This is a genomic window from Segatella salivae F0493 (assembly GCF_000477535.1).
GTDB classification, from domain to species: domain Bacteria; phylum Bacteroidota; class Bacteroidia; order Bacteroidales; family Bacteroidaceae; genus Prevotella; species Prevotella salivae.
This window is the reverse complement of the sequence record NZ_AWGW01000025.1, coordinates 16912-43752: the sequence shown is the minus strand read 5'-3', so window position 1 is coordinate 43752 and position 26841 is coordinate 16912. Positions and strand designations below refer to the sequence as shown.

Below are 26841 nucleotides of genomic sequence, written 5' to 3'. Positions count from 1 at the left end.
CAGCGCGTTTATACACCCTCATTGCGGTCCTCTTCCTGTTGCCACGCCTCCCATTCTTTCATGGCTTCCTTCCAGTCTACGGCTCCTTCAGCCTTTGCTTCCTGTTGCATTTCAGCCTCATCCCGTACCTTGTCGCGTGCTCGTTTAGCCTTCATGGCCGCAATTGTGGCGTCGTCGAGGACTTGGATTGCACCGCGTTGAATGGCTTGTTGCAGTTCTTCTTCTCCAAAAGCCTTACCGGGTTCGTTGAAATCAGAGATGTTAAATTCATAGTCTACACGCAAATCGTGTCGTATCATCTTTTGTTTCAGTCGGTTGCCCGCATTTTTTAGTCGCAGCAACCTACCGATTTCGTGAATCTCTTGTTGTGAAAATTTGTTCCTTCCCATCAGTGTTTGGGTTTAAAATGGATTTAGTCTTTAATCTTTCGGATGAGAGAAAGTCCATCGCGCAGCGGCAGAATAACCTTTTCTACACGTGAATCGGCCTTGACATGGTCGTTGAATGCGCGTATGCCTATCGTCTGTTGGTCGTGGTCATAGGCTGGGTCGATGACATGACCATCCCACAACGTGTTGTCGGCAAGAATGTAACCGCCCGTTCGAAGCAGGCGCATCGTCATCTCATAAGTCTCGATATAGGTGCGTTTATCGCCGTCAATGAAGGCCAGATCAAACGTGATTCCGAGCTTCGGAGCCAGCACATTAGCGTCTCCAATGGTGAAAACAATCTTGTCGGCTACGGCAGATTGCGCTATCCATGGACGCGTAAAGTCTTCCATTTCGTCGTTGATTTCAAACGTATAGAGCTTGCCTTCGGGCGGCAATCCCTCGGCTAAGCAGAGGGCACTATAGCCACTAAACGTGCCCACTTCAAGCACATTGCGGGGCTGAATCATGGTGACGAGCATCTTCAACAACCTGCCTTGGATGTGTCCGCTGGCCATTCTACCGTGTATGGTGTGGATGTTTGTGGCGCGATAAAGGCGATAAAGATAGTCGTCTTCTGCGTCGATGTGCTGTGCAATGTAGTCGTTGATAGGGTCTTCCACGTGTTGCAATGCGTCAACCTGAGCGTCTCCGTGTCTGCTCATACCCTATTTTGCGTTTGAATGGTGGTCAATCAGTGCATCAATGGCCATGGCATAGCCGTGCAGACCGAAGCCACAGATGACACCAAGACAGGCTGGACTCAAGAAAGAATGATGGCGGAAATCCTCTCGTTTGAACACATTGCTGATGTGAACCTCAACAACAGGGCACACAATCGCACGGATACAATCGTGCAGGGCAATGCTTGTGTGGGTGTAGGCGCCGGCGTTCAACACGATGCCATCAGTGTCGAAGCCTACCGCTTGCATCTGATTGATTAGCTCACCCTCTACATTACTCTGGAAATAATGAAGCTCGACATCGGGAAACTGCGCTTGAAGTTTCGGCAGGAAAGCCTCAAACGAGCTGCTGCCATAGATGCCGGGCTCGCGTGTTCCCAATAAGTTTAGATTGGGACCATTGATGATTTGTATCTTCATATATTCGGTTTTTTTGTTTATCTTTGCAGCAATGGTGACAGACATGCAGTCATAACGCTTCATCGTTGGACAAAGGCTGCAGCAGCAAAAATAATAAAATAAATGGAAACCGACAAGAAAAGCAGTGCCAATATCTTAAAGGCCTATTTGCGTTATCTAAAGTTAGAGCGCAATTATTCGCCCAATACGCTCGATGCCTACAGTCATGACATCGCGTGGCTCATTGATTATTGCAAGCGCGAAGAACGCGATTTGCTGGGTCTGCAGCTTGAAGACTTGCAGCATTTTGCTGCTTCTCTGCACGAGTTTCATATCGGTCCACGCTCGCAGTCACGCATATTGAGTGGCATTCGCTCGTTCTTTCGCTTCCTGTTATTGGATGGTTATATCGACAATGACCCTACAGAATTGCTCGAATCGCCTGTTTTGGGCCAACACTTACCCGAGGTGCTGTCCACCGAAGAGGTCGACCGCTTGGAAGAAAGCATAGACCTCAGCAAACCAGAAGGCCAGCGCAACCGCACAATTATTGAGGTGTTGTTCTCTTGTGGGCTGCGTGTGAGCGAACTGGTCCACCTGAAACTCTCCGAACTTTACCTTGATGATGGCTTCATTCGCGTGCTCGGTAAGGGGTCGAAAGAGCGACTTGTGCCCATTTCTCCACGTGCCATCAAAGAGTTACGCCTATGGTTTTCCGACCGCGTTCACCTTGATATCAAACCCGGAGAGGAAGACTTTGTGTTCCTCAATCGCCGTGGTCATCACCTCACCCGCACGATGATACTCATCATGATCAAGCGACAGGCTGAGGAAGCAGGCATCAAGAAGACCATTTCTCCCCACACCTTGCGCCATAGTTTCGCTACGGCGTTGTTGCAGGGTGGGGCAGACCTGCGTGCCATTCAGGCGATGCTCGGTCATGAACACATTGGAACAACCGAAATCTATACGCATATCGACACGACCACTCTGCGCGAAGAGATTCTCAACCACCACCCACGCAACATGAAAAAGCAGGGGGAATAGTGCGCCGAAAGCATGCCTACGTGGGCAGCATCGCATGGTTTCATCAGCGAGGTTGAGGCAGAAGAACGAAAAATTTGAATCCCATTTCATTGCAAACCTAACTTTATTTCCTTAAATTTGCAACTGCATGAATAAACGATCTAAACTCAAATATTTCATGGTTTTTGGCACCTGGCGACAGGATGACCATGAAAATAGCCGATGGAAACGCATCGGAATGAATGTCATTCGCAAGATTTATATGGCTGTCAAGCTATTTATTGAGCGCGGACATGTGGACTATGCCACCCAACTTTCATTCAGTACGATTCTCGCTATCGTGCCCATCTTCGCCCTTATCTTTGCGATTGGTCGCGGCTTTGGCCTCTCTCAATACATCGAAACGTGGCTGCGCACATCGTTAGGTAGCCAGCCTGAGGCCGCCAACTCTATCATTGCCTTGGCTGATTCCTATTTACAGCACGCGCAAACAGGCTTGTTTATAGGCATAGGTTTGCTATTTATGCTCTACAGTGTACTAAGTCTTATCTATAACGTTGAAAGCGTTTTCAACATCATTTGGCAAGTAAACACGAAGCGATCTATCGGCAGATTCCTCTCTGATAACCTTGCAATGATGTTCCTTGTACCCGTGATTATCATCGTCATGTCAGGCGTAAGTATTATTGCAAACACTACTACTGAGCACCTGCAAGCCTTCTTTCTTCTGGGTCCAATCGCCCGCGTTGTGGTGAGCTTACTGCCGTTTGTTGTGCTGACGCTTATCTTTGTGGCACTCTTTATGGTGATGCCCAACACGCGAGTGAAGTTCACTGCCGTTGTCGGTCCAGCCATCTTGGCCGCTATTGCCATGCTTCTTGTGCAGTGGGGTTACGTGCATGGACAACTCTTTCTCTCTGGATATAACGCGGTATATGGGTCACTTGCCGCGCTGCCTCTATTCATGTTATGGATGCAAATATCGTGGTATATCTGCCTGTTTTGTGCCGAATTGTGTTACATGAACCAGTATTTTGACTACTACGAATACATGATAAGTCCACACGATATCAGTGAGGCCAACCGACGAAAGATTGCTTTGCTCGTGATGAAACATATCACAAAGCGATTCAGCGAGGGCCAGCCTGCACTGACAGTCTTGGCATTAAAGCAGCTCACGGGAGTCCCTGTGCGCCTTGTTAGCGATGCTTTGATGCGGTTGGAACGTGTGAAACTCGTTACGGTGGTTGCCACTTCCAAGGATGAAGACGAGCGTTATCAGCCGGCACTAAGCTTAGACCATCTGCGCATGGGCCACATTGTAGAACTCTTGGATAATGCTTCGGCCGACCGACATAAGAATAATTATCTGGACCTTAATGCGTTGTTTGACGACAAGGCGAAAGAAGAGGTGAGACAGGCACGCATGAATTTTATTCAAAAACTTAATGAAATCAATGACTTATAGTAACTTATGGCAGCGTTTGTTGCCTCATTATGATGAGCGAGAAGCCAAAGCTGTTGTCAGAACGCTCGTGGAAGAACTGTTCCAACTGACGCTGACCGACCTCTATGCTGGCGGTCTTGACAACCTCACTACTGCCGAACAACAGCGTTTGGAAACGTCACTTCAGCAGTTGGAAGCAGGCATTCCGGTGCAATATGTCACGGGAACGGCACGCTTCTTTGGGCGTGATTACGTGGTCAATCCCCATGTACTTATCCCACGACCTGAAACAGAAGTGCTCTGCAAAACAATTCTTTCGGCATATAACCAATCTTATTGTGCGTTGCAACCGCCTGTGCCCCTGCGTGTGTTAGACATTGGAACAGGTAGTGGATGTATTGCCGTCACCCTCGCACTCGACCTTTGGAACAGCAGTGTTTCAGCCTGGGATATCAGTGGCGAAGCCCTACTCACGGCACGAGAGAATGCACATCGCTTGCAAGCTCAGGTGAATTTTGAGTGGCATGACGTGCTTTCGCTCGATGAAGCAGCACTCGCGGCCACGCCGTTTGATATCATCGTGTCCAATCCTCCGTATGTTTGTGACAGCGAGCGCAAGGACATGACCGAACAGGTCTTGGCACATGAGCCTCACACTGCCCTTTTCGTGCCCGACAATGACCCGCTATTGTTCTATCGTGCCATTGCAGATTATGGCACAACTCACCTCAATCCTCATGGTCTTTTGGCGTTTGAAATCAATCCTCTTTTTGCCAAAGAAATGTGCGAATTGTTGGAAAGCAAGGGCTATGAGCAGGTGGAAGTGAAGACCGACCAATATGGAAAGGAGAGGGTAGTGATAGGAGTTGCAAGATAGTAAACAACGCTGCACGTCACCATATATAGGTGGCAGCAGATGAACAAACAACACTACACATCACCATCTATCAAAAAGTAAGTTTAAAAAAATAAGATAATATTCCTCCATTTCTACCTTTTCGGCTTGGGAAGTGTCGGAGGAGGTGAACGCTTTTCATTCTTATGACAGAACAACAAGCTCAAAGTAGATTGGCAACGCTATGTGCAAAAGGAGAACATTGCACACAAGAGATGCTCGAAAAACTTCGGAAGTGGGAGATTGATGATGAGGCGCAAGCGCGTATCATGGCCTATCTCACAACCCATCACTTTGTGGATGATGCCCGCTTTTGTGAGGCGTTTATCAAAGACAAGATAGAATTTAATGGCTGGGGACGGCGAAAAGTGGAGCAGGCGCTTTATCTAAAAGGCATTCCGCGAAGCCTTTCCGACCCCTTCTTTGAGGAGATTCCCGACGAGATGTATTTAGAAAAACTTCGCCCTCTCATTCAACATAAGTGGCCAACGATAAAGGGTCGCAACGACTATGAACGCTCAATGAAGCTCATGAAGTATGCTTTGGGGCGGGGATTTGACATGCGATTGGTTCGACTTTGCATAGAAGAAATTGGCGAAAGCTTGGATGATTAGCCTGTTACGGCATGTGAAAGAGGTTGTCAAACCACGCGCCTGTGTGATTTGTCAGCATCGGTTGGCGCCCACCGAACACGCGGTTTGCACCACCTGCAACCGTCATCTGCCACGCACTCACTATGGCGTTGAGGCGCGCGACAATCCCGTTTGTCGCCTGTTTTGGAAGCAGGTGCCGATTGAACGCGGTGCCTCTTGGGTTGTTTATGCCGCGCATGCCCCTGTCAGTAAGGCCATTTATGCACTGAAATACAGGCATCAAGCCACCATCGGACAGCGACTTGGCGAACTCATGGCCACTGAATTGAAGGCTGAAGGCTTTTTTGAAGGCATCGATTTTATAGTGCCTGTGCCACTGACCCGCGGCAGATGTCGTGAGCGTGGCTATAATCAGAGTCTGTTGATTGCCGAGGGAATTGCTCACGTTACTTCCATAGCGATTGACGAACACATTTTAACCCGCCTGCATTATAATGGCAGTCAGACGCAGCAAACCATTGAATGGCGGCGCGAAAACGTTAAGGGCGCATTTCAATTACATCATCCTGAACGAGTGCGCGGACATCATGTGTTGCTCATCGACGATGTTATCACGACAGGAGCCACAATGCTTGCCTGTGCGAAAGAATTGGCGCGGGCAGGCGAGGTGACAATCAGTGTGCTTTCGTTGGGCTATGCTGGTCGCTAAATCATGGACTAAACGGCTCGCCAAGGCCATGTGCATGGTGCGAAGAATAAATGCGGAGGTGGGACGTGTGGCCGTGTATGGCTAAGCGCTTGATATAGAGGAGGTTTGAAATTTGGTGCAAAAGGTGGCGCAATTCAACGAACATTGCGCGATGAAATGAGAGGAATCACCGCCTGATTAACGGCAGTTCAAAAGCTGGTTTGCGTGAAAGGATATTGCAACGCGTTTTCGCTCGGTTGACAAAGTTCGGCAGCCCTGTACACGAAAAGAATCAAAATAAGCCGCTTATCGTTGCGTATAAGCGGCTTATTTTGTATCGCTGTGTAAATCGTTGCTATGGATGCAAACGCGCCACAGCGTTAATTTCTGAGTCCTTTTGCACCGACCAAGAACGCCTTTGCAGCCCCAAAGCGCAGATACATGTCAAGACGCACAGGCACATGATTGGCATCATCGGTCACATAGAAGTCGACAATACGTTTATATTTGCCGTCATCGAGTTCGAGATAAGCCAATTTCAAGCAGTTGTATTTAACGTCGTTATCCGCCTTTATCGTAGCCTTTCCGTCGAAACGCAATTCAGCTGGGGTACGATCATCGCCGTCAACGATAGGGAAACTGATAGCCGTTCCCTTCTTCCAGTTTATCGGATCAAAGGAGCGGGCACGCATAAAGATGCTCAACATGTCGTAGACGCAGTCGCTATAACTATGTTTCACCCACGTGTTTGAGCCGTCGTTGTGGAGTCGGTGCTGGCGAACATTGGCCTTTCCTCCGTTGTAATTGTAGAAGACTTCATCCACTGTGTAGCGCTTTCCCTCGCGTGCGCCCTTGCGAAAATACAGCGGTTCCATGTTTAAACTGTTATAACAGAGCAGCGTATCTCGCAGTACAAAGAAGTTATCGAGCTTGCCATTGCCGCGTGTAGTGAGGCTACAGCGATAGGCATTCTTGCCTTCATAGCGGCTCTGCACGGTGTACATGCTGGCTGTTCCGGCTTTCACCCACACGAATTTCCAGTTGTAATAGAGGTTGTAGGTGAGGAACTCGCCCGATTTAAACGCGGTGTTTCGGAAGGCACATGGCCCTTCTTGGGCATTGGTCACTATCGTTGCACTGCACAAAAGCAAGGCCACGAGGGCACAGCGGCGCAGTGTTGAGGCTGCCTGCAGTAGGAGTTTACGTTGTTGTTTCATCTTTTCTTTCCTTTCTTTCCTTTCTTTTTTTACTTAGCGTGGGTTGGTTTCAGGCGTATAGGGAAGGCCCATTTGCTTCGCACGCTCGGCATTCCGTCGTCTGATAGTCTTTTGTTTGTCGGCCTTTTGCTTTGTGATAGCGCCAGGTTTTTGCTGATAGAGTGGGGTGGAAGTGGGGTTCCAACTTTCCGTCAAGTCCCATTTCGCCTTACATTCAATCTTTCCCGGGTAGTAGTATACAGCCTCAGGCTGGCGGTCTTTGGCATAGTCGCCCGTGTCCCAGATGCCATTGTGGTTACTATCTACAAAGAGACGCAGGTAGTAAGTCTCGGGTTTGAGATAATAGAATTCGGCCTGTTGGTGTTCGGCTGCAACCTCTTTAATCACTTTGTCGTTGCGGTCGAGCAGTTGAACGATGCTGGGTTGGCCATCCAAGCCCGTTAGCGTGATGACCAAAGAGCCAAATTCGTCGTCGCCCTTCACCTTGAATCCTTGTTTATATTTCGGCGTAACAGCCCCATAGATGTCGGTAAAGGCTGTGCTGTCGGTTTCAAAACTATAGTCTTGTCCGGGCTTCCAATCGGCCGAAATCTCATAGTTCATGCCATATTTCAGCGAGTCAGGCCGCACAAAGTGCCCCTCGGCATTGCGTCGGGCGGCAGGCAGCAGTTGGTAGTTGGCACGATACCACAGCGAGTCTACCTTTGTATAGAGGTGTACTTTCGTGGTGTCGATGGCAGAAATTGGCGTTTCAAACTGCAACTGCAGTCGCTTTTCGGGATCTATTTCATTGGTGTTTTGCATGCGAATAGCCAGCGTTGGTCGTGGCATCTCCGTCTGATAAGGCTCTCCTTTCTTTTTCAATTTCTCCTGTTGCTTTTGCCATTTCTCATAGGTAGCCTTGAGTTGTTTCATTCTTCGCTCGTAAGGCTGTTTCGACAACACCTCAAGGGTGTCGGTTTGACTGACGAGTTGGCCCGCCGAATCGGTCATCAGATAAGTCATTTCCATGCGCAAGGTGTCTTGATTGACCAAGGCTGTGTCGCGCAACCAATAGTCGATGGTGTCGCGTTTGGCGTTAGGAATGGCGATAAAGGCATCATGTGCGTTGAAATTCAGACCTTTTATTTGAGGCAATTTGGGATTACCATAACTGAAATTCACGGCAAAATGGTTGGCTTCATTGCGCGTAACACTTAGCAGATAGCGGCTTGTGAGCACCTCATGAAAGGCACACAGCGTGATGTTATCGGGCAGAAAATGTGCATATCCCACGCGTTTGATGTCGGCAATATGCAGGGAATCAGACCATAAAGTGTCTTGTCTGGTGTCGTCCATCACCGAGGGTTTGATGAGCTCATGATTGAAAGCAATCATCTCACTCTTTTGATTGAACTGATAGTTTCCGTCAACATCCTGCAAGGCATATACGCGATAGGTGCCACGTTTGACGCCTTTGATGACGAAATGACCACGACTATCCGTGCGACTTACACGCAACATGGGTTGTTTTTCAAAGGCCGAGTCAGCCAGATTTGCATAGAGACCGACAAGGATTCCTTTCACTGGTTCGAGGTTTTCGGCTGCAACGACATAACCAGAGACCTCCATCGTGTCGATTTCTGCACCCGTAGAGAAGCTATAAGTGTAGTTACCGAGGGGGTTACCCTCGTTGTTATCGCTGATAGCATCACTGAAATCAATGGTATAAGTGGTGTTGGCTTTCAACGAATCGAGCAGCTTAACTTCGATAGATTTGCCTGTAGCCTTAATCTCAGGAGCCTGTAATTGGGGTGGAGAGACAATCACATTTTCTGTTGGATTGTCGATTTTTACAAACTCATCAAAGCTGATTTTCACCTTCTGTACCTTCACCTCAGTGGCTTTGTCGGCAGGCGTGGCCCCCAAAACCTTAGGGGGTGTCTCGTCATACCAGCCTCCATCAGGGTTTCCCATGCGTGCACACGAGGTGAAAACTCCCCCGATAATAACCGTCAACAGCAGGGAGAGACCTCCCCCTATCCCTTTCAAGGAGGGGAGAACCCATAGAGACGGGCTAACTTGAGCTGTATTTTGACTCCGTTTTTCTTTTGTTAAACCAGGATATCCAAGCTGTAAACGATTTGTGAACAGCTTGATTTTCTTGATATATTTCCACATAGCGCTCTTGTTTTCTTTCATGAGATAAGGCTCAATTGGATAGGCGTTCCTCTCCCAGAGAGGGCGAAGGAGAGATGTTCATCACCTCTTCGATAACCTTTCTGCTATTGCTTAATCTCGGAATTTTATGTTGTCCGCCAAGCTTTCCCTTTGCTTTGAGCCAGTTGTTGAATTGTCCTGGGCGTGCAAGAACCACTTCAAGCGGTTGCAAAGTGATGTCATGAAAGCGCTTAGCCTCATAGTCGCTGTTGATTTCTTGTAGCTTTTTGTCAAGCAAAGTGGCAAAGCGTTCAAGAGAATCAGGTGCTTTTGCAAACTCGATGAGCCACTGATGGCGACACTTTGCCTTGCTATCCATGAAGACAGGTGCTGCAGTGTATTCGCTGATTTCAGCCCCAGTCTGCGCACAAGCATAAGCCAAACCCTTCTCAGCATTGTCCATGATGAGCTCTTCGCCAAAGGCATTGATGAAGTATTTGGTGCGACCGGTGATGACAAACTTATAGGGATTCGTGCTCGTGAAGCTCACTGTGTCGCCAATAACGTAGCGCCACAGACCGCAACTCGTGGTGATTACCATGGCATAGTTGATGCCTGTTTGCACCCCTTCGAGTGGGACAATCGTTGGATTGTCGGTGCCAAACTCATCCATAGGAATGAATTCATAGAACACATCATAGTCGGTCATCAGCAAAAGACTCTTATCTTGGAAGTCGCTTTGAATGCCAAAGAAGCCTTCACTGGCATTATACGTCTCCATATAGTGCATCTTTTGGCTCGTGATGAGCATCTCATATTGCGGTCGATAAGGTGTAAACGCAATGCCACCATGAAAGAAAACTTCGAGGTTTGGCCACACTTCTTCAAGGTGTTTCTTGCCCGATAGTTCCATAACACGCACCAAAACACTTAACATCCAGCTTGGAACTCCAGAGATGTTTGTCACGTTTTTATGAAGACATTCACGTGCAATGAGGTCGCGTTTTAATTCAAAATCGCTCAACAAAGCAGTCGATTTCTTAGGCACTCTGACGAGATTTGCTAATGGGTTTATATTCTCAATGAGGATAGCACTGAGGTCTCCGACGAGAGAATTTGCCACATTATAGTTGGGTGAATGACTACCTCCGAGGATGAGACTACGGCCATCAAAGAGTCTGCTTTGAGGGTTATTACGCAGGTAAAGCGCTACAACATCTACGCCACCGGCATAGTGAATATGGTTCAATCCGTCTTTAGAGACAGGGATAAACTTGCTCTTGTCGTTGGTTGTTCCTGATGATTTTGCATACCATTTGACACGACCGGGCCATAGAACATTGGCTTCTCCGTGGCGCATGCGGTCGATATCGCCTTTCAGTTCCTCGTAGCTGACAACAGGAATACCTTGTGCAAAGTCTTCATAACGACTGCTTTGCATGCCAAACTTGCGCCCATACTCGGTATGACGGCCATGTTCAACAAGACGCTTTAGCACCTTTTGCTGCATCTTCACGGCCTCTGTGGCATAGCGTTCCAAATCTTTTTGTCGTGGCAGGAACAACTTTCCTGCGATGCTTGTCAAACTCATTGTCTTCTCATTCAGTTGTTCTTGCAAAATTAACGCAATCTTTTGGAATACCCGAAAGAATTATCCTTTTTTATGTTCTTTAAGGGCAAATGTAACTATTCAGCGGTAACCAATATATACAGTGCATATCAATTTGTCAAACCTTAAATAAGGTTTGAATTGCATTATATGGAGGTTTGTCGTGCTTCTTCGCTGTTTCTACAATCGAATGAAGTTCAAGAAAGACGAGCATCTTTATACGAAGACTATAGAAGAAAGAATACAGACTGGTCAATACTGCTAAATAGTTATGATTTTCTTGCATATTCTAAGAAGATGTTATACCTTTGCCGCCGTGAAACAATTAGCAATGACATATCAAGTGAACGAAGTACTGCAAAGAATTATCCGATTCTTTGCAACTTTTTGCACTTTATCTTTGGTCAATCCAAATAATTTGCTAACACACACACACACACACACACACATTCGCACCTAGCGTCACTAAGACATTTTTTCTTCTCGCATACGCGCGCGCGAAGCGTGCCGTAACCCTTGTAAACAAAGGACTTTTCGGAGTTTCCTTTGTTCGCTTTTTTATGCCCGTTTGCAAACTAGATTTAGAACAAAATAAGAATGAAATAACAATTATTTTAATCAATATAAACAGGATGCGCTGACTTCGTATCCCCTAAAAATTAAATGAAATGATAGTAATTGAAAGAAAGATTTATCAAAAACCTCAATGCAACATCATTTGCACTGAGGCGGAATCCCTACTGGTTCATGGCAGCGGTAATGCAGGAACGATTCAACCTGGAACAACAGCGGGTGATGCCAAACGTAACTTCTTTAATGATGAAGATCAGGAAGGCTTTTCTTGGGACGACACAGAAAAGAAATAAAGATTATCAGAAAGGAAACGAAAATGAATAAGTTTATGAATAGAACGACTATCGGTTCAGTAATGCGAGGTATGTGTTATGGTTTCACAGCCTTATTGTTTGCTGCCAGCTGTGCGAATGATAACGTTACACAGGACGAAAAGCAGAAGAAAGATAACATTCCAGTGGGTACAACCGTATTTACAGGTACGTCCCAGCCAGATGCTACAACGCGTACAGCAATTCTCAACCATACAAAGGGCGCAGGTGCTTCCGTAAATTGGAGTAGCACGGATAAGATATGGGTAAAGGACGATGGAGGAAATTGGCAGCAGAGTGGAGCTGTAACATTCCCCTTTGCTACTAATAAGGCGGAAGGAAAGTTTACCCTTTCGGGTGCTTATACTGGTGCTTCACACGACATTCTATATACAAACATGGCTGTGACAGGAACGCAACCGCAAGTAGAGATAAAGGCAGCACAAACACAGTCTGCCCCAAACAACTTTGACCATGCTGGTGAGTCAGGAGATTGCGGAATCGCTACAGGCAGCAAGGCTGGTAATGTTTATAAATTCACCCTTAATCATAAAGCTTCTTATCTCTGTTTCATTCCTCGCACAAGTAACGAATATGTAAAGCGCAGCAAGTTGATTAAGGTTGAGATTATGAGCGACGATGATATTGCCGGAACTTACGACATAGCAGCTAATGGAGCTCTTACCCTCGCTTCGGGTGGTTCAAAGACAATTACGGTAACAACTGGTTCGGGCTTTGATATAGACAACTCTGCTGATGATATGAGCAAGAATGCTACTTATGCAGTTGTTGCTCCAGGCACCCATACTTTCCGTATTCGTTACTGGCTTCGCAATACAACGGACAATCCAGGAGGAGCAATAGAAGGAACAGTTTCTAAAATTGTAACACTTAACTGTACGGCAGGTTCAATCAATGATATAACTTCTAATCTTAATCCGTATGATTATGACGGCGACCATTACTACATGTGGGATGCACAGCAGCAATATTGGTATGGTTATGAATGGACAAAGCACTTGCCTGGATTCACAGGCCAGCCGACACTAAACTATGATTATTCCTCTAATTACGCGCAGAGTAACAGTGATGTGTCTCGTTGGTACCATGAGGGCGGCGGTTCAAGTCGCTTCGATGCAACTCATAGTTGCGCAGGTCTTCCAAATGCTAACGAGATGACCTGGTACGCCGCCAAGGGCGAACCACGTTGGGACGCAGACGAACTTTGGACAACCATGGGTCATTTATATAAAGGTGGTATGTGGTTTAAGAAGAAGGCGAATATAAGCGGATTTGACGCTAACAAAGCTGTAGACGGAAACGATTGGCGAACAAATAGCAAAGGACAAGGCTGGTCTGTATCTCAGACTCTCCCCGATGCGGCTGATGCAGGTAATTACTTCTACCTGCCCGCCTTGGGTTACTACGACTCTGGTCAGCTGGTCAGTGTTGGCAACGTTGGCTACTATTGGTCGTCAAGTGCTGACCCATGGGGCAGTGGCTTCGCGTACTACATGTACCCCTACAGTAGTGGCGTCACCGTGAGCGTCAACTACCGCCGCTCCGGCTTCAGGGCGGAGGCGCTTCAGTAGTCCTCGCGCTTGCCCCTTCATAGGTGTCGCCTTCAAAGAAATCCCTCCCCGAACCAACGGTCACTGACCGAAGGGAAGTAAAGGGGAGGGGGGGCCTAACGGGATAAGGGAGGGTGAGAGACAAGGAAAAATCTAACAAATGAGGTTTTTCGTGCTTCTGAACATTTCAGAAAGGCCAAAATGAAGTTTTCCATGCTTCTGCACACTGCAGAAAGGCTAAAAAGAGGTTTTTCATGCTACTGCACACTGCAGAAAGATAAAAAAGAGATTTTTCATGCTTCTGCACACTGCAGAAAGGCTAAAAAGAAGTTTTTCATGCTTCTGCACACTGCAGAAAGGCCAAAAAGAGATATTTCATGCTTCTGCACATTGCAGAAAGGCTAAAAAGAGATTTTTAGCCCCAAAGTGTCGCACGGAAGCATGGAATTCTGACTTTAACTTTTATATGACAATAATGCTTACCGGCCAGCAATCGGCTGGGGGAGGTCCTCGTTTATTTTTGTTTTTCTATCCCAATTTTTAGTTTTTTTTCGTAAGTTTGCAAGTAATAGCTGAGAAACGGCTTCTTTTTATGGTGTAAAAGGGAGTTTTCATAGCGCTAAATCAGTGAGTTTGTGCACGTTAAAGCATGGCTTTCACAAGGAGAGAGGGCACATGGGGCACAACAAAAAATTAGAGAACATGCGGCAAAAGACGATGTGTCTGTTTGCAAAACAATCAAAACGAAACATGAGAAAATTAGGGATAATCGTCTCTTTATTTGTATTTTCGCTGACCATTCAAGGTCATATTCTGCCGAAAGATAAGCATCTCACGGTTAATCAGGGCTTGCAAAAGTTAGCCAACAAGCTTTTAGAGGGCAAGCAAGGGAGTATTGTGGCCATCGAACCAGCTACAGGTGAGGTGTTGTGTATGGCGAGTTCGTCTCACGAAAATGATGAGGTCAACCATGCCATCGAAACAGTTTATTCGCCAGGTTCTACGTTTAAGCTCGCTAATACCATTGCTTTCGTCTCCGAAAATATCATTAACCATAACACAAAATATACGTGTAATGAGGGCTTTTGGCGTGATAAGATTCACATCGGATGTCATAAACATAGCTCACCACGTGCACTTACGGGCGCACTTAGCACCTCGTGTAACGCTTATTTCTGCAAGGCTTTCATGGCAATGATAGAGAACCGCACGCAGTATAAAGGGCAGTCGCAGGCACTGAACACTTGGTATGACTACATGACCAGCATGGGTCTTGGGATGCCGCTTGGCATAGATCTCCCCAATGAGCAAGGAGGTTTTGTTCCAGATGCCTCTTATTGTCAACACACTTTTGGCAATCGGTGGAATGCCCAGACGATAATGTGGCTCGGAATGGGGCAGGGTGAGGTGAAGACTACACCGCTGCAACTCTGCAATCTTGCGGCTATCATAGCCAATCGCGGGTTTTTCTATACGCCACATGTGCACAAACCTACGGCCAAAAAGCCACTCGATGAGCAGTTCACCGTGCGTCATAACATTAAAGGTACACCGAAAGCGATTGAAGAAGTCATTGCCGGCATGCGCTCAGCGGTAACAAATGGCACGTGCGCAAGCATCAATACACCGACCTATCAGATATGTGGTAAGACGGGAACGGCAGAGAATATAGGCGATGATCACTCGGTGTTTATCGGCTTTGCTCCTATGAGCAATCCGAAGATTGCTATCTCTGTGTATATTGATAACGGTGGATTTGGCGCCGATCTTGCTGCTCCTCTCGCCGCTATTATCCTTGAAAAATACCTCACAGGAAAGCTCTCTGACCGCAGCGAACGCCATGTAAAGAAGTGGCAAAGCTATGCCATTGAACCGCCAGCACAAGTAGATTCTACCGCGATAAAGGCGATGAAAGGGAAACAAATGGCGCAGAAAAAGCGCAAAGAAATCCCTGTTACGTTGGATAATTTATAGAGATTGAAGGGGGAGGATAGTTATTTCTCTCCCCTTTTAGTGTGCTTCGAGCCAGTTATTTCCCCAACCTGCATCGGCTGTTAGAGGCACTTTCAGCTGGCATGCGCCTTGCATTTCTTCGAGAACAATCTTTTCTACGCGCTCTTTTTCCTCTGGATAAACAGAGAAGTTGAGTTCATCGTGCACTTGAAGAATCATTTTTGAACGGATGTTTTCAGCCTTAAAGCGTTGCCAGATGCGTATCATGGCAATCTTGATGATATCGGCTTCCGAGCCTTGTATAGGCGCATTGATGGCATTTCGCTCTGCAAAGCCACGCACAGTACCATTCTTTGAGTTGATATCTGGCAGGTAACGACGGCGCCCAAAGAGGGTTTCGGCGTAACCTTTTTGGCGTGCTTCTTCTTTCGCTTGTTCCATATAAGCCTTCACTTTCGGGAAGGTTGTGAAGTAATCTTCTATGAGCATACGAGCTTCTTTGTTATCAATTCCCATGCGTTGTGCCAGTCCATAGGTGGTGATGCCATAGATAATACCGAAGTTTGCCTGCTTGGCCTTCTTGCGTTCTTCAGGAGTTACGTCGGCAATCTGCTTGTGCCATATCTTCGCAGCGGTAGCCGCGTGGATGTCAAAGCCCTCGCGGAAGGCCTCAATCATATTCTCATCACCACTGAGATGAGCCATGATTCGTAGTTCAATCTGTGAGTAATCAGCTGAGAAAAACAGGCATCCTGGCTCGGGAACAAAGCACTTTCGTATCTCTTTTCCGTCCTCACTTCTCACTGGAATGTTTTGTAAGTTGGGGTCACTCGACGATAATCGTCCTGTGGCCGTAAGGGCTTGGTTGAACGAAGTGTGTATATGTTGGGTGCGCTTATGAATCAGTTTGGGGAGTGCTTCGACATAAGTGCCGAGTAGTTTCTTTAGTCCTCGGTGGGCTAAAATGTCTTCAACAATGGGATTCTTTGCCCGTAGTGACTGCAACACTTCCTCGTTAGTGACATATTGTCCGGTCTTAGTTTTCTTCGGTTTCTCCATGATTTGCAGCTTACCGAAAAGGATATCACCCACTTGTTTAGGGCTGGCAATGTTGAAAGTCTCGCCTGCTTCTTCGTAGATATGACGCTCAAGGCGGTTCATTCGCTCTGTAAAGATCTCGGCAGTATCATGGAGTGTGGCCGTGTCTACACGCACTCCATTGAGTTCCATGTCGGCAAGTACGGGGATAAGTGGCGTCTCAATGTCCCAGAAAAGGGCTTCCATGGCGACCTCTTTTAACTTTGGTTCGAGCACGTTTCGTAGCTGAAGGGTGATATCTGCATCCTCCGCGCCATACTCATAAGCGTCTTCTGGAGCAATGTCGCGCATCGACTTTTGATGCTTTCCAGGTGCACCGATAAGCTCTTCTATATGGATTGTCTTATAGTTTAGCAATGTTTCGGCCATATAGTCCATGTTATGTCGCAACTCGGGTTGAAGCACATAATGCGCTAACATGGTGTCAAACATCTTGCCTTGGAGGGTTACTCCATAGTTCTTTAGCACCTCATAGTCGTATTTAATGTTTTGACCAATCTTCAAAATTGACGGGTCTTCATAGACCGACTTAAAGATATTAACATATCGTAAGGCTTGTTCATGGTCGTTAGGAATTGCTACATAAAACGCTTTATGTTCCTCAACAGCGAAGCATAAGCCTACCAATTCTGCCTCGATTGCATCAGTTGATGTTGTCTCTGTATCTAAACTGAGAAATTGTTTTGTCTTGAAAAAGTCACAAATTCTTTGTGCTTCCTCTTGATTATCAATCAGTTTATATTCATGTTTGATAGTTTTAAGGCTCTCAAAACTCGCGTTTTCTGAACTAACTTGGCTGTTGATCGGAATATCGGCAAATAAATCGCGTTCTACATTAACGCTTTTTTGCTTTTGTTCTGTTTTGTTCAGAATCTTGTTTGCAAGCGTTTTAAATTCCAAGTCGGCAAAGATTTCGGAGAGTTTTTGTTCATCTGGTTGTTGCAATCGCAATGCTTCAAGATTTAATTCGATAGGAACGTCGGTACGAATTGTTGCGAGAAACTTCGACATTTTGATATCTTCGACGGCACCTTCTACCTTTTCTCTCATCTTACCTTTCAGTTGATCGGTGTGCTCAAGAAGCCCATCTATCGAGCCAAACTCATTGATAAGTTTCACAGCTGTCTTCTCTCCTACGCCGGGACAACCAGGAAAATTGTCGGCCGAGTCACCCATTAATGCCAGTAAGTCGATAACTTGCTCGGGCTTGTTGATACCATATTTCTCAGCAATTTCCTGTTCGCCCACAATGTCATATCCACCTCCATGGCGTGGACGATACATGAAAACATTCTTTCGAATGAGTTGTCCATAGTCCTTATCAGGCGTGAGCATATAGGTCTCTACACCCTCATTACCAGCCTTAGTGGCTAAAGTTCCGATGACATCATCGGCTTCAAAGCCCTCAACTTCAAGGATAGGGATGTGAAACGCATGTAGAATTTCCTTGATGATAGGCACACTTAACGCGATATCTTCAGGCGGTTCTTGGCGTTGAGCCTTATAGGGTGGGAAGGCCTCATGACGGAAAGTCTTGCCTGCATCGAATGCAACACCGAGATATTCGGGGTTTTCTTTCGTGATAATCTCATGCAGCGTGTTGACAAATCCAAGGATAGCCGACGTGTTAAGTCCCTTTGAATTGATGCGCGGAGCACGGATAAGAGCATAATACGACCTAAATATCAACGCGAAAGCATCTAAGAGAAATAATTTGTTCATAGTTGTTTTATTTGCTGTAAAATTACAAAAAAATAAGCATTAATCCTTATTTTATACTATCATTACCATAAAAAATGCTTATTTTTGTAACAAATACAAGGAAGAATGGACTATTTATCACTTATCAAACAGCCGATTTCTGCTGAATTAGATGATTTTATCTCTCTTTTTAATCAGTCGTTATCACACGATAACGGATTGTTGGCTCAGGTGCTGATGCACATTCGTCAGCGCGGAGGTAAACGCATGCGACCGATGCTTATTCTTCTGATGGCGAAAAATTTCGGTTGTGTTTCTTCCGTAACCCAGCACGCAGCGGTAGGTCTTGAGTTGCTCCACACGGCGAGCCTTGTGCATGATGATGTCGTAGATGAAAGCAGTGAGCGGCGTGGACAGGCCAGCGTTAATGCCTTATATGACAATAAAGTGAGTGTATTAGTGGGCGATTTCATTCTTTCTACTGCCCTGCTTTACGTCTCAAAAACCCACTCGGAAGTGATTGTTAGAAGGCTTTCTGAACTCGGACGCACACTCTCTGATGGCGAGATTCTACAGCTCACGAACATCCAAAAAGAAGCAATTTCTGAGACAGCCTATTACGAAATCATCAAGCGAAAGACTGCCGCGCTCTTCGAATCTTGTGCTGCTATTGGTGCAGAAAGTGCTGGAGCGAGCGATGACGATGTAGAAGCCGCGCGATTGTTTGGCCAAAATCTTGGCATCATCTTCCAGATTCGTGATGACATTTTCGACTATTACGACTCAAAAGAGATAGGGAAACCTACGGGCAATGATATGCTTGAAGGCAAACTAACGCTGCCCGTCATCTATGCATTAAAGTCTACCGGCAACGCAGAGATGATGACACTTGCCCGCAAAGTGAAAGCCCGCGAGGTGAAACAGAGTGAAATCAATCAGCTTGTGGCCTTCACTAAAGAGAGTGGTGGCATTGAGTATGCCGAGCAACAAATGTGGAAATTCCATGCCGCTTGCATGCGGTTTATAGATGAAAGGGTAGGGGATAGCACCATAAAAGCAGCATTGAAAGCCTATCTTGACTTTGTGATAGAGCGAAAGATTTAGTAAAGAGGCCCTATCTAACCCCATCCCAGTCCTTTCTTAAGGGAAAGGAATGCATCCTTGAGATTTTTCTTTCAAGACAGAATATAATATGTTGATAATCCATTGATTATCAATGTCTTGTTGTATACTATGGAGTAGCGTTACAAAATGCCTTGTTTTACCTTGCAACGTATGTCAAATTACCCTATGATTTAATAGAGATTGTCAGATGATTGGGTATAAATTGTTCTACGGATAGTCTGTTATTATGCGATGATGGTTGATGTTGTGTTGCGCGCTGAGGTGTTTTTCATGTAGTTATTGCGTGGCAATTATGCTTTTGAAAGCCTTTGATTATACGATGATGGTGGATGTTGTGTTGCGCGATGAGATGTTTTTCATGTAGTTATTGCGTGGCAATTATGCTATTGAAAGCCCTTCATTATACGATGATGGTGGGTATTGTGTCTCTTCTTGAAGGCGGGGAGTACGGCCAACTCGGTACGAGTTGTGCTTTTGAAAGCCCCACGTTGGCGAATGAAATGAGCCTACGTGGGGTAAAATGTGTGTGCCGAATAAACCCAGTATGGGTTTAGCTTTTTCCAATTACGTGGCAGATGCGAAAAAACTGAACCCGTTCCGGGTTCATTCCATGCGTTCATTTATTCCCCACGTAGGCTCATTTCATTCACCAACGTGGGGCTATCAGAGGCACAACTCGTACCGAGTTGTGATGGTACATAATGCGTTTGTGATGTTGTATAACACGAATTATGCTGACAATCTTCCATAGATTCCTCCTTGTATAGCTGTGTTTTGAGGGGAATTCCATGCGCATTTTGCTAAAAATTATATGCAGGTTTCCTCTTTAATTTGAGTGGTTTTAGGGCTGCTCTGTGCACATTTCACAAACTATTTTATGCAGTTTTCTCCTTGAAATTGGGCGGTTTGGCTCCAGCGTTGTATGGCATTGTGCTAAAATACCACTCATGATTTTCTTCTTGAAGGCGGGGAGTACAATCAACTCGGTACGAGTTGTGCTTTTGATAGCCCCACGTTGGTGAATGAAATGAGCCTACGTGGGGTGAAATGTGTGTGCCGAATAAACCCAGTATGGGTTTAGCTTTTTCGCATTCTCAACGTAATTGGACGAAGCAAAACCCGTACCGGGTTTGAAAACCACATGTTATCGCTCACCCGAGGTAGGCTCGTTCCTCGCCAACCACGGGCTTTCAAAAGCATAACTGCTACGCAGTTACTACATGAGAAACGCCTCATCACATGACACAACGCCTATTGTCATTCATAGACATGAAAGCCAAAATAGTTCAGTATGGTACTCATCGCACGACATAATACTCATTGTCATTGTATAATAACAGATAATCCGTAGAATAATTTATACCCACTCATCTGACAATCTCTATTAACTTATAGGGTAACTTACATCACTTTACGCCGTAAAATGACTATAGTAAGCATCGCAACTCGGTACGAGTTGCGATGCTGCACAGCGTATTTACGATGCTATATAGCACGAATCGTAAGACAATCTTTCGTCTATTTATCCCCACGTAGGCTCATTTCATTCGCCAACGAGGAGTTTTCAAAAGCACGATTCGTACCGAGTTGCAATGTCACACAACGCGTTTGTGATGTTGTATAACACGAATTATGCTGACAATCTTTCACAGATTCCTCCTTGAAATTGGGCGGTTTGGGTTTAACGTTGTATGATATTGTACTAAAATATCACTCATGATTTTCTTCTTGAAGGCGGGGAGTACAATCAACTCGGTACGAGTTGTGCTTTTGAAAGCCCCACGTTGGCGAATGAAATGAGCCTACGTGGGGTAAAATGTGTGTGCCGAATAAACCCAGTATGGGTTTAGCCTTTTCCCCATTCACGTGCTCCAATAAAATTTTTCATCGTATTTTGTGATGCCTGCATTGCGTAACAATGCCTCAAACTCATCTTTTGCTGAAATCTTTTTATGGTGTTCTTGCTGTTGATAAATATATTGATACACACTATCTTTGTGCTTAATTGAAACGCTGAATGCACCATATCCACCTTGCCAACAAAAGGAATGATAATAAGACGGATTGCGTTCTTTCAGGAAGAGTGTGGCTTTTCGTTTCACCTCTTTCACCACATCAGCTACTGATGTGTTGGTAGCAAGCACCAATAAGAAGTGTAGATGGTCGGCAACACCATTGGCAATGAGACATGGACAATGTAAAAAGTGACAAGTTTGCATAACAAACTGATTCAGCGGTAATTGGTCTTGTGCTTGAATATTGACGGCTTTTGCGTGTTTATGAAATACGCAATGCACCAGAATTTGATTGAGATATTGTGGCATAAGATTATGAATTGGTTTTTGCAAAGATAGCGAAATCTTCAGTTGTTGATGCTTTTCGCCCCCATGTTTTTACGATTTTGTTATACGAAATCAGAGATTTATGGAGTATAACTCCTATTATTTGGAAAAAGCAGAACCCATATTGGGTTCATTCCATGCGTTCATTTAATCCCCACGTAGGCTCATTTTATTCACCAACGTGGGGCTATCAGAGGCACAACTCGTACCGAGTTGCGACGCCACACAGTGCGTTTGTGATGTAATATAGTGCGAATTGCAAGACAATCTTTCGTCTGTTTATCCCCCACGTAGGTTCATTTCATTCACCAACGTGGGGTTTTCAGAGGCACGACTCGTACCGAGTTGCAATGCTTGATATAGTCATTACAGTGTAAAGTGATGCAAGTTACAAGGTAATTTGTGCAAGTTATTCTATGATTTAATAGAAATTGTCAGATGATTGGGTATAAATTGTTTTACGGATTATCTGTTATTATACGATGATGATGGATGTTGTGTCGTGCGATGAGATGTTTTTCATGTAGTTATTGCGTGGCAATTATGCTTTTGAAAGCCTTTGATTATACGATCATGATGGGTATTGTGTCTCTTTTTGAAGTAGGGGAGTACGGTCAACTCGGTACGAGTTGTGCTTTTGAAAGCCCGTGGTTGGCGAGGAGCGAGCCTACCTCGGGTATGTGATAACAGGTGGTTTTCAAACCCGGTACGGGTTTTGCTTCTTCCAATTACGTAGCGGATGCGAAAAAGCTGAACCCGTTCCGGGTTCATTCTACACGCTTATTTATTCCCCACGTATCTCATTTCATTCGCCAACGTGGGGCTATCAGAGGCACAACTCGTACCGAGTTGCGACGCCACACAATACGTTTGTGATGTTGTATAACACGAATTATGCTGACAATCTTTCGTCTATTTATTCCCCACGTATCTCATTTTATTCGCCAACGTGGGGTTTTCAGAGGCACAACTCCTACCGAGTTGCGATGCTGCACAGTGTATTTTAGGATATTGTATAGTCTTTTCCTATGCTTCATTTTAGCCTTTGACAGCTATTTTTGTGGGCTATTGTACTTGGCTTATATTGGATATTGCATGACTAATCATGGTTGAATATGCCATGAAAAGTAGGAGGGAGGCAAGTTTTTTCATAAGGATATGGTTTTATAATGTATGATTTTTATTTGATTTCCTTAAGATTATTATCAAGAACCTTGATGATTTTGTCGGTTGAGGCATCATGGATTTCTATACGATCATATTCATTAACAATGTTGTTATTGCTGAAAGGATATACCGTTTCATTCTTTGTGTTGACGATTCCATACTTATTATCACGTTCAATAATGAACAGATTGGGATTGCAGGTAGGGTCAATATACTGGTAATCAAGTGGGATACATACTTCATCTTTGCTGTTAACGACACCTTCTTGTTGGTCTTTCTCTACAATGAAGAAATCACCTTCATAGGCACAGTCTATAGAAGTGTATTTGAAAGGGAAAAGAACCAGTTCAGTATCTGCATCAAATATTGTTTTTAAGTAGTCTTTTGTAAGGATATAATAATGGCCTTTATTCTCTATCTTTTCATAGTTGAAATCGGTGAGAAAGCATTTTTTTGCAAGACTGTATAGTCTTTTCCCCTCTTTAGTTTCAAGTTCTAACAAGCCTTTATAGTTCTTTCGTGTGATTTCTTTATATTGAAAAGGGATAACAATACTATTGTCTGTTTCGATAATGCCATAGTAATTATCTTTGCAGGCCAAGAGCTTGATAGGTTGATTTTCAGCTTCATATTTGATTAAACTCAGCTGTTGATCATATTGTGGCGTAATTATCGTGTGCCCATTCCCATCCATAAGTCCCCATAGTCCATTTTTTTCGTATGGATAATAGACTATTAAATCATCATCTTTCCGATAGCAAATACCATTTATTTCATCTGCAAGGGTAGCATCTTTTACAGTATTTCCGTTATTGAAAATATATTCAAAAGGGTAGCCTTTCGTGAGTTTCCAATGGTCATCTTTTGCTTCAATTTTTGTATACTCGGTTGGAACAACCATGTTTCCTTTGCTGTCAAAAAGACCATATTTTTCTTTTTTCACGATGAAGTGAGGCGGCTTGTCATAGTTGTTTTGCCATTCAACAGTGATTTCCTGATAGACAGGGGGGAGTATCTGCTTGCCATCATAGTTGAATATCCCTTTATACTTTCCTTTTGTTACAATCCAAAAAGTGCCAGTATACGCATCTATATCATCGTAATTGAGTGGAATACATGGTGTTCCATTCTGGAACAAAAGCCCAACTTTTCCTCCTTTTCTCACTTTAATGAACCCATCTCGGACTCTTTGAACCGTATCTATATCGACTGCTACGGGTTTATCGTTGTCATTGAATATACGATATTTGCCGTTGGATTGAACAATTATATTTTGCTTTTGATGTGGAGTCAAAAAGTCAGATGTCTCTTGTGCATGACCAATCATGGTTGAACATGCCATGAAAAGTAGGAGGAAGGCAAGTTTTTTCATAAGGATATGGTTTTATAATGTATGGTTTTTATTTGATTTCTTTGAGGTTATAGTCCAATTTTTTAATGGTTTCCCACGTTGAAATGTCGGTGAGTTCTATGTGATCATTATAAGCTTCTATATGGTAAGGCGTCATTCCATAGACCAATTCGTTCTTTAAGTTGACGATACCATATTGATTTTCTTTCTTGATGATAAAGAGATTGGGCTTGTTTGTGACTTTAATTTCATCGTAACCATAGGGGATCAGCTGCTTATCTTGGCGGTTGACAACTGCTGTTTTGCCGTCTGTGGTGACGATAAAGTGCTCATTATCATCGAGACTGAATATGGAATTGTATTTAAAAGGGAAGAGGAGTTGCATATGCTTGCAGTCAACAGCTGTTTCAAGGCCATTTCTTTTGAGGTATAGATAGCGGTCAGAAACACTGCTGTTGTCATAGAAAAGGTTGAGCGCTAATTGCTTTTTAGTCATGTTATAGAGTTGTTTCCCCTCGTCGGTAGTAAGTTCTATGGTGTTGTAGAGATAGGTAGGTTGGATGTTTTTGTATTGAAAGGGGAGCACAATCTTGTTGTTTATGTCAATGAGTCCAAATAGATTGTCTTTGCAAGCGATGAAATAAGCGGTGCTGTCTGAGTGGATATAGCCAACTTTCTCTAATGGTTTGTCATACTGAACAGCGATGATTGGCTGTCCATCTTCACGTAGAAGTCCCCATGCTTTGCCCTGTTTATAATTGAAATAGAAGAGTTTTTGTTCGTTTCTTTGCATTGTAATGGGCATAGCATCGTCTAATGTGATGTCTTTAATGATGTCTTTATAGTTGAAGAGATAATGGCAACTGTCCCCTTTTGTCAGCTTAAAAAACCTCAAATATCTATATTTTATGGCGGTGTATTGTGGGTCGACAATAAATTTTCCCTCGTTATTACAGAGGCCATATAAGCCTTTTTTCACGATGAAATAGTTGCTTGCAGTGGTACAGAAGCTGCAGGCTACCTCTATACTATCATAGCGTGGCGGCAGAATTTCTTTGCCCATGTGCGAATAAAGACCTTGTTTCCCGTCCTTGTTGACGAGCCAATAGCGGCCGTTATCGAAGGAAATGTTATTAAATGTGATAGGAAGCATGCACTTTCCTTCAGCATCGTATAGCCCTTTTTGCCCCGCTTTACTTACTATAAAGCAACCGAAATGGGTGCTAAATATAGTGTCGGCATCGGCGATAATGGGCTTCTTGTGGAAGTCGTTGAGGCTGAATTTACCATTGGTTTGTTTGCAGATACTGGCTTTTTCAAGGTAGAGTGCAACGCCAATCTGGGCATTTAGACTCATCGTCGATAGGGTGAAAAGCAATAAAAAGAGGGTGATAGTCTTTCTCATCATTTGGAAACGTGGAATAGAGTGGGGTGTTATATAGTAATATTAAATGCAAACGCCTTGCTTTCTCATTACAGAAAGCGAGGCGTTTTGAACGATGTCTTAGAAGAATTTGGTCTCTTTTTCGAGGATTTCACTAAGCAAGAGGTTAGCCAATCGACTTGTTCCCATGCGGAACCACTGATTAGTGAGCCATTTTTCGCCTAAGACCTCTTTAACGATTGTATAGTAGATAATGGCATCCATGACCGAGTTAATGCCGCCAGCGGGCTTAAAACCTATCTGTATGCCAGTCTTATCATAGTATTCTTTGATAGCCTTGCACATTACATATGCTGCTTCTGGCGTGGCACTTACCTTTTCTTTGCCCGTAGAAGTCTTGATATAGTCGGCACCGGCATACATAGAAAGCAGGGCAGCTTTCTTGATATTACTGCATGATTGCAGGTCGCCAGTCTCCAAAATCACCTTCATTGGCACGTTTCCGCAAGCCTGTTTCATCTCTGAAATGTCGTCGCACATGCCCTCATAATCGTCACTTAAGAACTTGCCTACAGGCATAACGATGTCTATTTCGGTAGCGCCGTCGGCCACAGCAAGCTGAGTTTCAGCCACTTTTACTTCCATTCGAGCCTGTGAAGAGGGGAAATTGCCACAGACATTAGTAATCTGTACGCCGTCAACTTCAAGGCTATTGGCCACGAGTTCGGTAAAGACGGGATAGACACAAACGGCAGCTACGTGGGGGATATCAGGGTATTCGCGGTCGAATTGATTAACTTTCTCCACCATACGCAGCACCTTTTCCTCGGTGTCGGTGGTGCTAAGGGTGGTGAGTTCGATGCTTCCGAAGAGGAATTTCTTGATGTCTCGTGTGTCATTTTGAGGCACTTTTTCTTCGATAATCTGCTTTACAGCGGCCTGAACATCGGCATCGTTGAGGGTAGTGTCATACTGTTCAAGAGCTTCTTCATATTTACTCTTGTCGTCATTCTTCATGTTTTTGCCTCCGTTTTCAGGCAAAATGGTCTTTGTATATGCCATAATGTTGCTTTGTTAAGGATTTATTTTCAGTTTATAATGATTCAGCTGTTTTCGCTTCTCAAGTGCTCTCAGCGCAAGA

22 protein-coding genes are annotated in these 26841 nt (G+C 44.8%); 10 read left to right on the top strand and 12 right to left on the bottom strand.

Going from position 1 to position 26841, the window contains the following annotated elements; genetic code table 11:
- Window positions 1-8 precede the first annotated feature (8 nt).
- From HMPREF9145_RS07820 to aroQ, 3 genes are read right to left on the bottom strand one after another with little or no spacing between them, the layout of a single operon-like run.
- On the bottom strand, window positions 9-389 hold the full coding sequence (locus HMPREF9145_RS07820; protein ID WP_036907068.1) for a hypothetical protein: 381 nt from the start codon (window positions 387-389) through the stop codon (window positions 9-11).
- Window positions 390-412: 23 nt separating this feature from the next.
- Window positions 413-1093 carry an O-methyltransferase gene (locus HMPREF9145_RS07815; RefSeq protein WP_036907066.1) on the bottom strand — a complete coding sequence of 227 codons (681 nt, stop codon included), beginning with the start codon at window positions 1091-1093 and terminating at the stop codon, window positions 413-415.
- Between the two features lie 3 nt (window positions 1094-1096).
- Complete coding sequence (aroQ, locus tag HMPREF9145_RS07810; RefSeq protein WP_036907143.1) at window positions 1097-1531, bottom strand: type II 3-dehydroquinate dehydratase; 435 nt, start codon at window positions 1529-1531, stop codon at window positions 1097-1099.
- A gap of 102 nt (window positions 1532-1633) precedes the next feature.
- Between aroQ and xerA the strand changes: the two genes are divergently transcribed.
- The 5 genes from xerA (at window position 1634) to HMPREF9145_RS07785 (ending at window position 6180) form a co-directional block, all read left to right on the top strand.
- Window positions 1634-2557, top strand: coding sequence for a site-specific tyrosine recombinase/integron integrase (xerA, locus tag HMPREF9145_RS07805; protein ID WP_021825983.1), 924 nt, complete (start codon window positions 1634-1636; stop codon window positions 2555-2557).
- Between the two features lie 127 nt (window positions 2558-2684).
- Window positions 2685-4004 carry a YihY/virulence factor BrkB family protein gene (locus HMPREF9145_RS07800; RefSeq protein ID WP_021825919.1) on the top strand — a complete coding sequence of 440 codons (1320 nt, stop codon included), beginning with the start codon at window positions 2685-2687 and terminating at the stop codon, window positions 4002-4004.
- The gene (gene prmC / locus HMPREF9145_RS07795) at window positions 3994-4860 is read left to right on the top strand and encodes a peptide chain release factor N(5)-glutamine methyltransferase (RefSeq protein ID WP_021825859.1); all 867 of its coding nucleotides are present in this window, start codon (window positions 3994-3996) and stop codon (window positions 4858-4860) included. Before HMPREF9145_RS07800 ends, prmC begins: the two co-directional genes overlap by 11 nt.
- A 164-nt stretch (window positions 4861-5024) precedes the next feature.
- On the top strand, window positions 5025-5492 hold the full coding sequence (locus HMPREF9145_RS07790) for a regulatory protein RecX (RefSeq protein WP_021825785.1): 468 nt from the start codon (window positions 5025-5027) through the stop codon (window positions 5490-5492).
- Window positions 5485-6180 carry a ComF family protein gene (locus HMPREF9145_RS07785; RefSeq protein WP_021825866.1) on the top strand — a complete coding sequence of 232 codons (696 nt, stop codon included), beginning with the start codon at window positions 5485-5487 and terminating at the stop codon, window positions 6178-6180. The genes HMPREF9145_RS07790 and HMPREF9145_RS07785 overlap by 8 nt, the downstream gene beginning before the upstream one ends.
- Before the next feature lie 359 nt (window positions 6181-6539).
- On the opposite strand, the gene HMPREF9145_RS07780 is transcribed toward HMPREF9145_RS07785, so the two are convergent.
- From HMPREF9145_RS07780 to HMPREF9145_RS07770, 3 genes are read right to left on the bottom strand one after another with little or no spacing between them, the layout of a single operon-like run.
- On the bottom strand, window positions 6540-7376 hold the full coding sequence (locus HMPREF9145_RS07780; protein WP_021826003.1) for a DUF3108 domain-containing protein: 837 nt from the start codon (window positions 7374-7376) through the stop codon (window positions 6540-6542).
- Window positions 7377-7409: 33 nt separating this feature from the next.
- The gene (locus tag HMPREF9145_RS07775) at window positions 7410-9557 is read right to left on the bottom strand and encodes an Ig-like domain-containing protein (protein ID WP_036907064.1); all 2148 of its coding nucleotides are present in this window, start codon (window positions 9555-9557) and stop codon (window positions 7410-7412) included.
- A gap of 10 nt (window positions 9558-9567) precedes the next feature.
- Window positions 9568-11106, bottom strand: coding sequence for a GH3 auxin-responsive promoter family protein (locus tag HMPREF9145_RS07770; protein ID WP_036907062.1), 1539 nt, complete (start codon window positions 11104-11106; stop codon window positions 9568-9570).
- Between the two features lie 686 nt (window positions 11107-11792).
- On the opposite strand from HMPREF9145_RS07770, the gene HMPREF9145_RS07760 reads away from it, so the two are divergent.
- The 3 genes from HMPREF9145_RS07760 (at window position 11793) to HMPREF9145_RS07750 (ending at window position 15553) form a co-directional block, all read left to right on the top strand.
- Entirely contained in the window at window positions 11793-11990 is a 198-nt protein-coding gene (locus tag HMPREF9145_RS07760) for a hypothetical protein (protein ID WP_021825889.1), read from the top strand.
- 23 nt (window positions 11991-12013) lie between these two features.
- Window positions 12014-13600 (top strand): hypothetical protein, encoded by a 1587-nt coding sequence (locus HMPREF9145_RS07755; RefSeq protein ID WP_021825935.1) that lies wholly within the window; start codon window positions 12014-12016, stop codon window positions 13598-13600.
- Between the two features lie 729 nt (window positions 13601-14329).
- Entirely contained in the window at window positions 14330-15553 is a 1224-nt protein-coding gene (locus tag HMPREF9145_RS07750; protein ID WP_036907056.1) for a penicillin-binding transpeptidase domain-containing protein, read from the top strand.
- 36 nt (window positions 15554-15589) lie between these two features.
- Here the strand turns inward: HMPREF9145_RS07750 and polA are convergent, their stop codons facing one another.
- Window positions 15590-18352: a DNA polymerase I gene (polA, locus tag HMPREF9145_RS07745; protein ID WP_021825769.1), complete on the bottom strand. Its 2763-nt coding sequence runs from the start codon at window positions 18350-18352 to the stop codon at window positions 15590-15592.
- A gap of 105 nt (window positions 18353-18457) precedes the next feature.
- Here polA and HMPREF9145_RS07740 point away from each other — a divergent pair, with 105 nt between their 5' ends.
- Both HMPREF9145_RS07740 and HMPREF9145_RS13480 read left to right on the top strand, forming a co-directional pair.
- The gene (locus tag HMPREF9145_RS07740) at window positions 18458-19435 is read left to right on the top strand and encodes a polyprenyl synthetase family protein (RefSeq protein ID WP_021825951.1); all 978 of its coding nucleotides are present in this window, start codon (window positions 18458-18460) and stop codon (window positions 19433-19435) included.
- Between the two features lie 401 nt (window positions 19436-19836).
- Window positions 19837-20010, top strand: coding sequence for a hypothetical protein (locus HMPREF9145_RS13480; RefSeq protein WP_155945288.1), 174 nt, complete (start codon window positions 19837-19839; stop codon window positions 20008-20010).
- Window positions 20011-20076: 66 nt separating this feature from the next.
- On the opposite strand, the gene HMPREF9145_RS14135 is transcribed toward HMPREF9145_RS13480, so the two are convergent.
- From HMPREF9145_RS14135 to deoC, 5 genes are all read right to left on the bottom strand, one after another.
- The gene (locus tag HMPREF9145_RS14135) at window positions 20077-20205 is read right to left on the bottom strand and encodes a hypothetical protein (protein WP_262502504.1); all 129 of its coding nucleotides are present in this window, start codon (window positions 20203-20205) and stop codon (window positions 20077-20079) included.
- A gap of 1113 nt (window positions 20206-21318) precedes the next feature.
- Complete coding sequence (locus tag HMPREF9145_RS07735; protein ID WP_021825825.1) at window positions 21319-21780, bottom strand: transposase; 462 nt, start codon at window positions 21778-21780, stop codon at window positions 21319-21321.
- Between the two features lie 1198 nt (window positions 21781-22978).
- Window positions 22979-24337 (bottom strand): WG repeat-containing protein, encoded by a 1359-nt coding sequence (locus HMPREF9145_RS07730; RefSeq protein ID WP_021825880.1) that lies wholly within the window; start codon window positions 24335-24337, stop codon window positions 22979-22981.
- A gap of 28 nt (window positions 24338-24365) precedes the next feature.
- Window positions 24366-25724, bottom strand: coding sequence for a WG repeat-containing protein (locus HMPREF9145_RS07725; RefSeq protein WP_021826014.1), 1359 nt, complete (start codon window positions 25722-25724; stop codon window positions 24366-24368).
- A 96-nt stretch (window positions 25725-25820) separates the two neighbouring features.
- A complete protein-coding gene (gene deoC / locus HMPREF9145_RS07720) occupies window positions 25821-26762 on the bottom strand; it encodes a deoxyribose-phosphate aldolase (RefSeq protein ID WP_021825871.1) in 942 nt (313 codons plus the stop codon).
- Between the last annotated feature and the right edge of the window lie 79 nt (window positions 26763-26841).

What these genes read in the sequence shown, in the direction of transcription:
- HMPREF9145_RS07775 (WP_036907064.1), bottom strand. Translation starts at nt 9,557, where the DNA reads ATGAAAGAAAACAAGAGCGCTATGTGGAAATATATCAAGAAAATCAAG.
- prmC (WP_021825859.1), top strand. Translation starts at nt 3,994, where the DNA reads ATGACTTATAGTAACTTATGGCAGCGTTTGTTGCCTCATTATGATGAG.
- HMPREF9145_RS07730 (WP_021825880.1), bottom strand. Translation starts at nt 24,337, where the DNA reads ATGAAAAAACTTGCCTTCCTCCTACTTTTCATGGCATGTTCAACCATG.
- HMPREF9145_RS07785 (WP_021825866.1), top strand. Translation starts at nt 5,485, where the DNA reads ATGATTAGCCTGTTACGGCATGTGAAAGAGGTTGTCAAACCACGCGCC.
- HMPREF9145_RS07725 (WP_021826014.1), bottom strand. Translation starts at nt 25,724, where the DNA reads ATGATGAGAAAGACTATCACCCTCTTTTTATTGCTTTTCACCCTATCG.
- HMPREF9145_RS07770 (WP_036907062.1), bottom strand. Translation starts at nt 11,106, where the DNA reads ATGAGTTTGACAAGCATCGCAGGAAAGTTGTTCCTGCCACGACAAAAA.
- HMPREF9145_RS07740 (WP_021825951.1), top strand. Translation starts at nt 18,458, where the DNA reads ATGGACTATTTATCACTTATCAAACAGCCGATTTCTGCTGAATTAGAT.
- HMPREF9145_RS07780 (WP_021826003.1), bottom strand. Translation starts at nt 7,376, where the DNA reads ATGAAACAACAACGTAAACTCCTACTGCAGGCAGCCTCAACACTGCGC.
- HMPREF9145_RS07790 (WP_021825785.1), top strand. Translation starts at nt 5,025, where the DNA reads ATGACAGAACAACAAGCTCAAAGTAGATTGGCAACGCTATGTGCAAAA.
- HMPREF9145_RS07820 (WP_036907068.1), bottom strand. Translation starts at nt 389, where the DNA reads ATGGGAAGGAACAAATTTTCACAACAAGAGATTCACGAAATCGGTAGG.
- xerA (WP_021825983.1), top strand. Translation starts at nt 1,634, where the DNA reads ATGGAAACCGACAAGAAAAGCAGTGCCAATATCTTAAAGGCCTATTTG.
- HMPREF9145_RS13480 (WP_155945288.1), top strand. Translation starts at nt 19,837, where the DNA reads ATGCTATTGAAAGCCCTTCATTATACGATGATGGTGGGTATTGTGTCT.
- deoC (WP_021825871.1), bottom strand. Translation starts at nt 26,762, where the DNA reads ATGGCATATACAAAGACCATTTTGCCTGAAAACGGAGGCAAAAACATG.
- HMPREF9145_RS07800 (WP_021825919.1), top strand. Translation starts at nt 2,685, where the DNA reads ATGAATAAACGATCTAAACTCAAATATTTCATGGTTTTTGGCACCTGG.
- HMPREF9145_RS07750 (WP_036907056.1), top strand. Translation starts at nt 14,330, where the DNA reads ATGAGAAAATTAGGGATAATCGTCTCTTTATTTGTATTTTCGCTGACC.
- HMPREF9145_RS07815 (WP_036907066.1), bottom strand. Translation starts at nt 1,093, where the DNA reads ATGAGCAGACACGGAGACGCTCAGGTTGACGCATTGCAACACGTGGAA.
- HMPREF9145_RS07760 (WP_021825889.1), top strand. Translation starts at nt 11,793, where the DNA reads ATGATAGTAATTGAAAGAAAGATTTATCAAAAACCTCAATGCAACATC.
- HMPREF9145_RS07735 (WP_021825825.1), bottom strand. Translation starts at nt 21,780, where the DNA reads ATGCCACAATATCTCAATCAAATTCTGGTGCATTGCGTATTTCATAAA.
- aroQ (WP_036907143.1), bottom strand. Translation starts at nt 1,531, where the DNA reads ATGAAGATACAAATCATCAATGGTCCCAATCTAAACTTATTGGGAACA.
- HMPREF9145_RS14135 (WP_262502504.1), bottom strand. Translation starts at nt 20,205, where the DNA reads ATGGAAGATTGTCAGCATAATTCGTGTTATACAACATCACAAACGCAT.
- HMPREF9145_RS07755 (WP_021825935.1), top strand. Translation starts at nt 12,014, where the DNA reads ATGAATAAGTTTATGAATAGAACGACTATCGGTTCAGTAATGCGAGGT.
- polA (WP_021825769.1), bottom strand. Translation starts at nt 18,352, where the DNA reads ATGAACAAATTATTTCTCTTAGATGCTTTCGCGTTGATATTTAGGTCG.